This window comes from Paraburkholderia elongata, assembly GCF_013177735.1.
GTDB lineage: Bacteria > Pseudomonadota > Gammaproteobacteria > Burkholderiales > Burkholderiaceae > Paraburkholderia > Paraburkholderia elongata.
On the sequence record NZ_WOEZ01000144.1, the window covers coordinates 21,730 to 27,729 of the forward strand.

5 protein-coding genes are annotated in these 6,000 nt (G+C 61.3%); 2 read left to right on the plus strand and 3 right to left on the minus strand.

Features of this window, described 5'->3' with window-relative positions:
- Positions 1 to 281 precede the first annotated feature (281 nt).
- A complete protein-coding gene (locus GNZ13_RS26280; protein WP_172169923.1) occupies positions 282 to 1,592 on the minus strand; it encodes a YihY/virulence factor BrkB family protein in 1,311 nt (436 codons plus the stop codon).
- A 209-nt stretch (positions 1,593 to 1,801) separates the two neighbouring features.
- On the opposite strand from GNZ13_RS26280, the gene GNZ13_RS26285 reads away from it, so the two are divergent.
- Positions 1,802 to 2,341, plus strand: coding sequence for a YbaK/EbsC family protein (locus GNZ13_RS26285; RefSeq protein ID WP_172169941.1), 540 nt, complete (start codon positions 1,802 to 1,804; stop codon positions 2,339 to 2,341).
- A 172-nt stretch (positions 2,342 to 2,513) separates the two neighbouring features.
- On the opposite strand, the gene GNZ13_RS26290 is transcribed toward GNZ13_RS26285, so the two are convergent.
- Positions 2,514 to 3,104, minus strand: a complete 591-nt coding sequence (locus tag GNZ13_RS26290) for a BPSL1445 family SYLF domain-containing lipoprotein (protein ID WP_172169926.1) — start codon at positions 3,102 to 3,104, stop codon at positions 2,514 to 2,516.
- 192 nt (positions 3,105 to 3,296) lie between these two features.
- On the minus strand, positions 3,297 to 4,685 hold the full coding sequence (locus tag GNZ13_RS26295; protein ID WP_172169929.1) for an FAD-binding oxidoreductase: 1,389 nt from the start codon (positions 4,683 to 4,685) through the stop codon (positions 3,297 to 3,299).
- Between the two features lie 1,096 nt (positions 4,686 to 5,781).
- Between GNZ13_RS26295 and GNZ13_RS26300 the strand changes: the two genes are divergently transcribed.
- Positions 5,782 to 6,000, plus strand: a 219-nt coding sequence (locus GNZ13_RS26300) for a hypothetical protein (protein WP_172169932.1), incomplete at its 3' end; no start/stop codon positions are given.

Sequence of the window (6,000 nt, forward strand, 5' to 3'; positions counted from 1 at the left end):
TAACGATTGTTGCTATTCTCGCAATATTCAATCGCAGACTGCGCATTATTGTTGTTTTGTCGACAGTGAAGGCTTCGCTACCCGCAATTTAGACACTTGTTTGAATGGCCTTTGTAATCTAGTCGTCTAGCTGTGCTGGCTGTTTTGCAGCGTCCATATAAAAATCGAGCCGCGTCGCGCTTGACTGGAGCGCTAGACAGAATTTACGCGTTGTGAGCAGAGACGGCCGCTGCGGTTGCAACGTGTGGCCGAGCCGCTTCAGTCCTCACTTGCGACGGCCGTTATCGTCCGCCGTTGCGGCGCGCCACGGCCGCGGCCGCCAGTCCGGCCGCCGCGGCAAGCAGCACCGAGGTCCATGGATGCCGTCTGACATAGCGATTGGTCGCGACGGCCGTGCGGCCCGCTTCGACCAGCGTGACGGCGGCGACGCGTGTCGCCTGCGCTTCGGCGCGTACGACGGTACGGCCGATCTTGACCGCGGCCGCCCGCGCGGAAGTCTTCTCTTGCGTTTGCACCCGCGGCAAAGCCGACGCTGGAGTAGCGGCGGCAAGCGTCGAGGCTGCTGCCGCTCCGGTTGCAGGCGCAATTCCGGTGGCACGGGCTTTACGGTCTTCCATGCGAGGCACAGCATCCGCCGATATCGTCGATGCCGCCAGCACCGAAGCGAGCTTGGCGCGGCTGCCGGGCGGCGACTCTTCCTGCATGCCCCATCCGCCGCGCGGATCGTGCATGCGCCCGCGCGCCGCCGAAAACTCCGCGCCGAGCAGGAGCACGGCGGCCGAGAAGTACAACCACATCAGCAGCACGGCCAGCGAGCCGGCCGCGCCGAACGAGCTCGCCATCCCGGCGTGCGCGATGTATAGCGCGAACAGCTTCTTGCCCGCCGAGAACAGCACGGCCGCGACGATCCCGCCGACGAGCGCATCGAGCCAGCGCACCTTGGCGTCCGGCAGAAACTTCAGCAGGCCGGCAAACGCGAAGGCCAGCACCAGCAAGCCGACGCCGAATTGCAGCAGATTGCCGATCACCACATACGGCGAGTCGCCCCACAGCCATTTGCCGATGAACGTGATGACCGTATCGAGCACCAGCGAGACGATCAGCAGGAACGCGACACCGAGCACCAGGCCGAACGAAATCAGGCGCACGCGCACCAGCGCGATCACGCTCGATGAGCGCGGCCCGGTATACGGCCACACCAGATTGAGTGCGCTATTGAGCGATGAGAAGGTGGCCGAGGCGCCGATCGCCAGCATCGAGAATGAAATGACGGCCGCGATGCCACCGGCGCTGCCGCTATGATGAGCGTTCTCAACGATGGTTTGCACGCCCGCGGCGGCCTGGTCGCCGAGCAGGCCGTGAATGTGGGTGAACAGTTCACCGCGCGCAGCCGCGGCGCCGAAGAACCAGCCCGCCACGGCAATCACCATGACGAGCGTGGGCGCGAGCGAAAATGCCGCGTAGAAGGCGATGCTGGCGGCCATGGCCGCGCAGCGGTCGTCGGCAAACTGTTTGAATGCGCCGATTGCCCAATTGGCCTGCTTGCGGGCCACCAACTGGAGATTCTCGGCGGAAAGCGTGTCGATTTCCATGGTCGTTTTTCTCAAGGGGATGGTGGCGCCGGATACGCCACGTGCGTGCCGTTGAGGTGGGCTCAATGCAGCTTTTGCAGCCTTCGCATCGACGCCTTTTCGCAAACCTTGTGCCTGTCACTATAACAAGCGCTGCATGCACATGCGCGTAATACGCCGCAAGCACGTGTGCCGTTAGAATGCCGATGGACCTTCACACTTTTATCGCTATGCACTCGCACGAACTCGTCAAGCAGTTGGATGTCATTTCCGCGGAACAATTGAGCGCGCATTTGCCGACGCATGTCGTCGAGAATCTGCCGGCCCAGGGCGTGACCGTATTTGCCGTTTGCGACGACGCTTCGGACACCGCCGAATTCAGCGCGCGCTACGGCTTTGGCCTTGAGGACTGCGCCAACACGATCGTGGTCCGCTACAAGAAGGAGGGCGCCGAGCATTATGCGGCGCTGGTCTCGCTGGGTTCGCTGCGCCTCGACATCAATGGCGCGGTGAAGGCGGTGCTAGGCGCGCAGCGTCTTTCGTTCGCCAAACGGGAGGCCGCCGTGGAGCATAGCGGGATGGAGTTCGGCGGAATTACTGCTTTCGGCTTGCCGGACGACTGGCGCGTTCTCGTCGACGCCGCGGTCATGGAGCGTGCTCAGATCGTGATGGGGGCGGGGGTGCGGGCGGCCAAGTTGCTATTGGCACCCGAGGTGCTGCAGCAGTGGCCGCGCTGTGAAGTTGCCGCGCTTACGCTGCCGGTCGAGTGAGTCGCCTCGAATCGCCTTGAGCGCGGCCGTCAAAGCGGCGCGCGCCGCTGAAGAAGGTCGTCGCAAGATAGCGGCGTCACGCAGTCGGTCGCGCGAATATGTGACTGCGTGACTGCGTGACTGCGTGACTGCGCGCTGGCGAACGCTAATGAGCGTCAACAAGCGCGCTTGCTCAGATGATCAGACGTGAGATCTTGGTGCCTTCGAGCGACACGCCGGCCATCAGGCCGCCGTTCGTCAGCACAAAAGCTTCGACCGGGCTGGTGGCGGTCGAGGTATCGACCGCGCCGTTCGCGCCGACCTTCAGCACGGCGACCGTTGCATCGGCGCCTGCTGCCCACCCCTGGCTGCTAAGGAACGTGTCGAGTGCGTCTTGCGTCATGAACAGGAATATGAGCGCCTTGGACTGCGCGCCAATCTGCAAACCGAACGAGCCCGCGACAGTGCTGTAGTAGCCCGTCGTGCGTCCTGCCACGCGCAACGCGCCTTCGCCGTATTGCGCGCCAACCCAGAAGCCCGCCGAAATCACCGACGGGAACACAAGCACGCCGCGCGCTTTGGCGACCAGTTCACTCGAGCCCGTGACGTTCGCGTAGAGACGTGACAAGGTGGAATCGATACCGGCGTTGATCGTGTCGCGCTTACCGGCGTTCGCCGAAGGCGACGCGCTCGAGGATGGCGACGTGGTCGTGCAGCCGGCGAGACCAAGACCCGCCGTAGCCAAAGCAGCGCTCGTGGTCATGATGAATTGTCGTCTGCGCATGATTGTTCTCCTTGTGCGTGATGAAGGTTGCGGTTTCTCATTTGACAGTGAGTGCCGTGACGCCGGCAGGCTCGTATGCTTGCTTATCAGCATTTAGCGTGCCTGACGCCACGGCTTCTGTCTCAGACAGCCGCGATGCGCTGACGTTCGCACGGGGATCCACGGCATTCAATACCGCGTCCCCCTCCATCCCTACGCCGCCGGGCGGATATTCTGATTGTGGCGGAACAGGTTGTGCGGGTCGTAGCGGTTCTTCACGGCGCCGAGACGCTCGTAGTTCGGCCCATACGCGTCAGCTACCCGGCCGCCTTCCTCCTGTGTCATGAAGTTGACGTACACGCTGCCTAGCGCGAACGGTGCGGCTGCCTCGAAGAAAGCGCGTGCCCAGGCAATGCAGCGCTCGTCATCGCGCGCGTCGTCCCAACGGCTGTGCACGTTCATCGCGTAGTGCGTGTCGCGGCTCGAATAGGCCATGGCTTCGACCGGCACCCGGCTCGTCTGCGCGCCGATCTGCCCGAAGAAGATTTCGCATTGCGGCGACGGCAGCTTGTCGATCGCATCGAGCAGTGCATCGATGAGACCGTCCGATATTCCGTCGAGGTTGTGCGACTTCCAGTAGTTACGAGCGCCCGGCGTAAGCAGCGGGTCGAACGCCTGTTGCCACATGGCGTACGGCATCGGCCCAAGTTGTTCGCCGACCGGCGTGCCGAAGCCGCGTACGGCCTCCACCACGGCCGGCCCGTTTTCGACGGGGCCCGAGTAGCACATCGCGAATACGATTACCGGCTTGCCGTGCACTTCAGGCGGTAGGAACGGCAGCGGTGGCGCAAGCCGCAAAACGGCCCATGCGCTCAACTCATCCGGCATCTGTTCTGCAGCCGTGCGGTACTGGAGCAGGGCATTCTTCGCCTGATCGAGCGGCAGCACGACGAGGCCGCCGTACACGAGCGGCCCGACCGGATGCAGCGCGAACTCGAAGCGCGTCACAACGCCGAAATTGCCGCCGCCACCGCGAATCGCCCAGAACAGGTCTTCATGCGAGTCGGCGCTTGCGTGCAGCAGTTCGCCGTCGGCGGTGACCACGTCTGCTGAAATCAGATTGTCGACGCTCATGCCGAATCTGCGGCTCAGCCAGCCGAACCCGCCACCCAGCGTCAGACCTGCTACACCGGTGGTCGAGTTGATGCCGAGCGGTGTGGCGAGCCCGAACGCTTGCGCTTCGTGGTCGAAATCACCGAGCGTCGCGCCGGACTCGACATACGCGCGCCTCGCCACCGGATCGATATATACCGATTTCATCGGCGACAAATCGAGCACGAGGCCATCGTCGCACAGCGCGGTGCCGGCGATGTTATGGCCGCCGCTGTGCACCGCCAGCGGCAGATCGTTGTCGCGCGCGAATGCCACGCCGCGGCGCACGTCGGCGACGCCGGCGCAGCGCAGGATCATCGCCGGATTCCGGTCGATCATTGCATTCCAGATGCTGCGGGCCTCGTCGAAACCCGCGTCACCGGGGAGCAATAGTTCGCCTCGGATCGCGGCTTTGAGTTCCGCAGCGGCGTTGCTGGACACGCTAACCATGACACACCTCCAGACATACTCCAGACATAGTGGGAAACGCTCTCGAAATACAATTCAGCTGAACAAAGTAAATTGAAAGCGTCTGGACAGGTTCAATTTGCGTCCAGTAAACGGCCCTGCCTACTTAAGTCAAACGAAGGTAAACCCGCGCTTTTCACCGACGCCGCGCGAAAGCGCGTGCGACAAGTGTGCGCGCTTTGCGGCGGGAATAGTGCCTCTCGCGACGCGGTGGATGGTGGAAACGCTTCGAGAAAAGACGGCGTGAAGAAGTGTTGGTTGTGCGCTGCGGTGGTGGCTGCGTGGCGACACTTTTGCGGCCGAAAGGTGGCATTTTCGCGGCGTGGCGACGCGCCGGTTGGTGCGTTGCTCAACTTTATTGCATTGCGCCGGCTCGCCGTGCGGACATCACGCGCTTTGCTCAATGGGACGGCGCACGGATAAAGACGGCGCTCATGCAGAGACGGTGGCCGAGGTGTGTAACGGAGTGTGCTTTTCGTCTGGTTTGCACTGTCTGTGTGATTGCCCTCACTTCCGTCTTTGCAAATTCTCTTTTGTGTTCGGACAAACACTTATACGAAACGTTTGTTCGCGTCACGGTCCGCTTCTCTCTTCGGAAACTGCCACCCTGTGGGTGATAGGTTCGTCTGCTGATTCTTGATTCATCTGATTAGTAGATCAATTTGTCAAATAAAAATAATAGTTGGGACTGCATATCTAAGGACAAGAATTACATCGTTCTAGAAGGACGGTAATTAACGATCTTTGACTGTCGCGCAACGCAATTAATCGGAAACAGGCCATCGATATCGCATTGCGTGGGCTAGCGCACGGTCGCCGGACGGCGCTCCGCATAACTTCAACGTGCATCAGGTCCTGCTGTGCTCTTTTAAAGGCTTTGTTCGCGCACAGCGAGTCGTTTCTCCCGGATCACGTTAAATCGGACCGGGATTGTCCGCGGGAGAGATCTCGGGCGTCACGCGTTTTTCGTGCGGCACGCGGCAATGTCGGCCGGGCTTTGATTTTTCATTTTTTAACAGCGAACAGAGATTCACTCGTTATCTGGATCTGCATTTAGAAATATGTTTAGGAGAATGAAATGAAAAAACAAAGCGGGGACACACGTGCGTTGGGGACAGGCAAAGCGGTATTGGCGGTTGCTGTGAGTCTTTATGCGGCGATGGCGGGCGCTCAAACGAGTCCGGCGGCACCTGCGGCGCCGTCGGAAAATTCGGCGAAGCTGATGGTTGCGCAAGCATCGCCGATCGGTTGTCCGCTATTTGACACACTTGGCTGCAAGCAGGAAGACGGTGGGTCG

Excerpts from the sequence above, each read along its gene's own strand:
- GNZ13_RS26280 (WP_172169923.1), bottom strand. The coding sequence starts at position 1,592 with ATGGAAATCGACACGCTTTCCGCCGAGAATCTCCAGTTGGTGGCCCGC.
- GNZ13_RS26285 (WP_172169941.1), top strand. The coding sequence starts at position 1,802 with ATGCACTCGCACGAACTCGTCAAGCAGTTGGATGTCATTTCCGCGGAA.
- GNZ13_RS26290 (WP_172169926.1), bottom strand. The coding sequence starts at position 3,104 with ATGCGCAGACGACAATTCATCATGACCACGAGCGCTGCTTTGGCTACG.
- GNZ13_RS26295 (WP_172169929.1), bottom strand. The coding sequence starts at position 4,685 with ATGGTTAGCGTGTCCAGCAACGCCGCTGCGGAACTCAAAGCCGCGATC.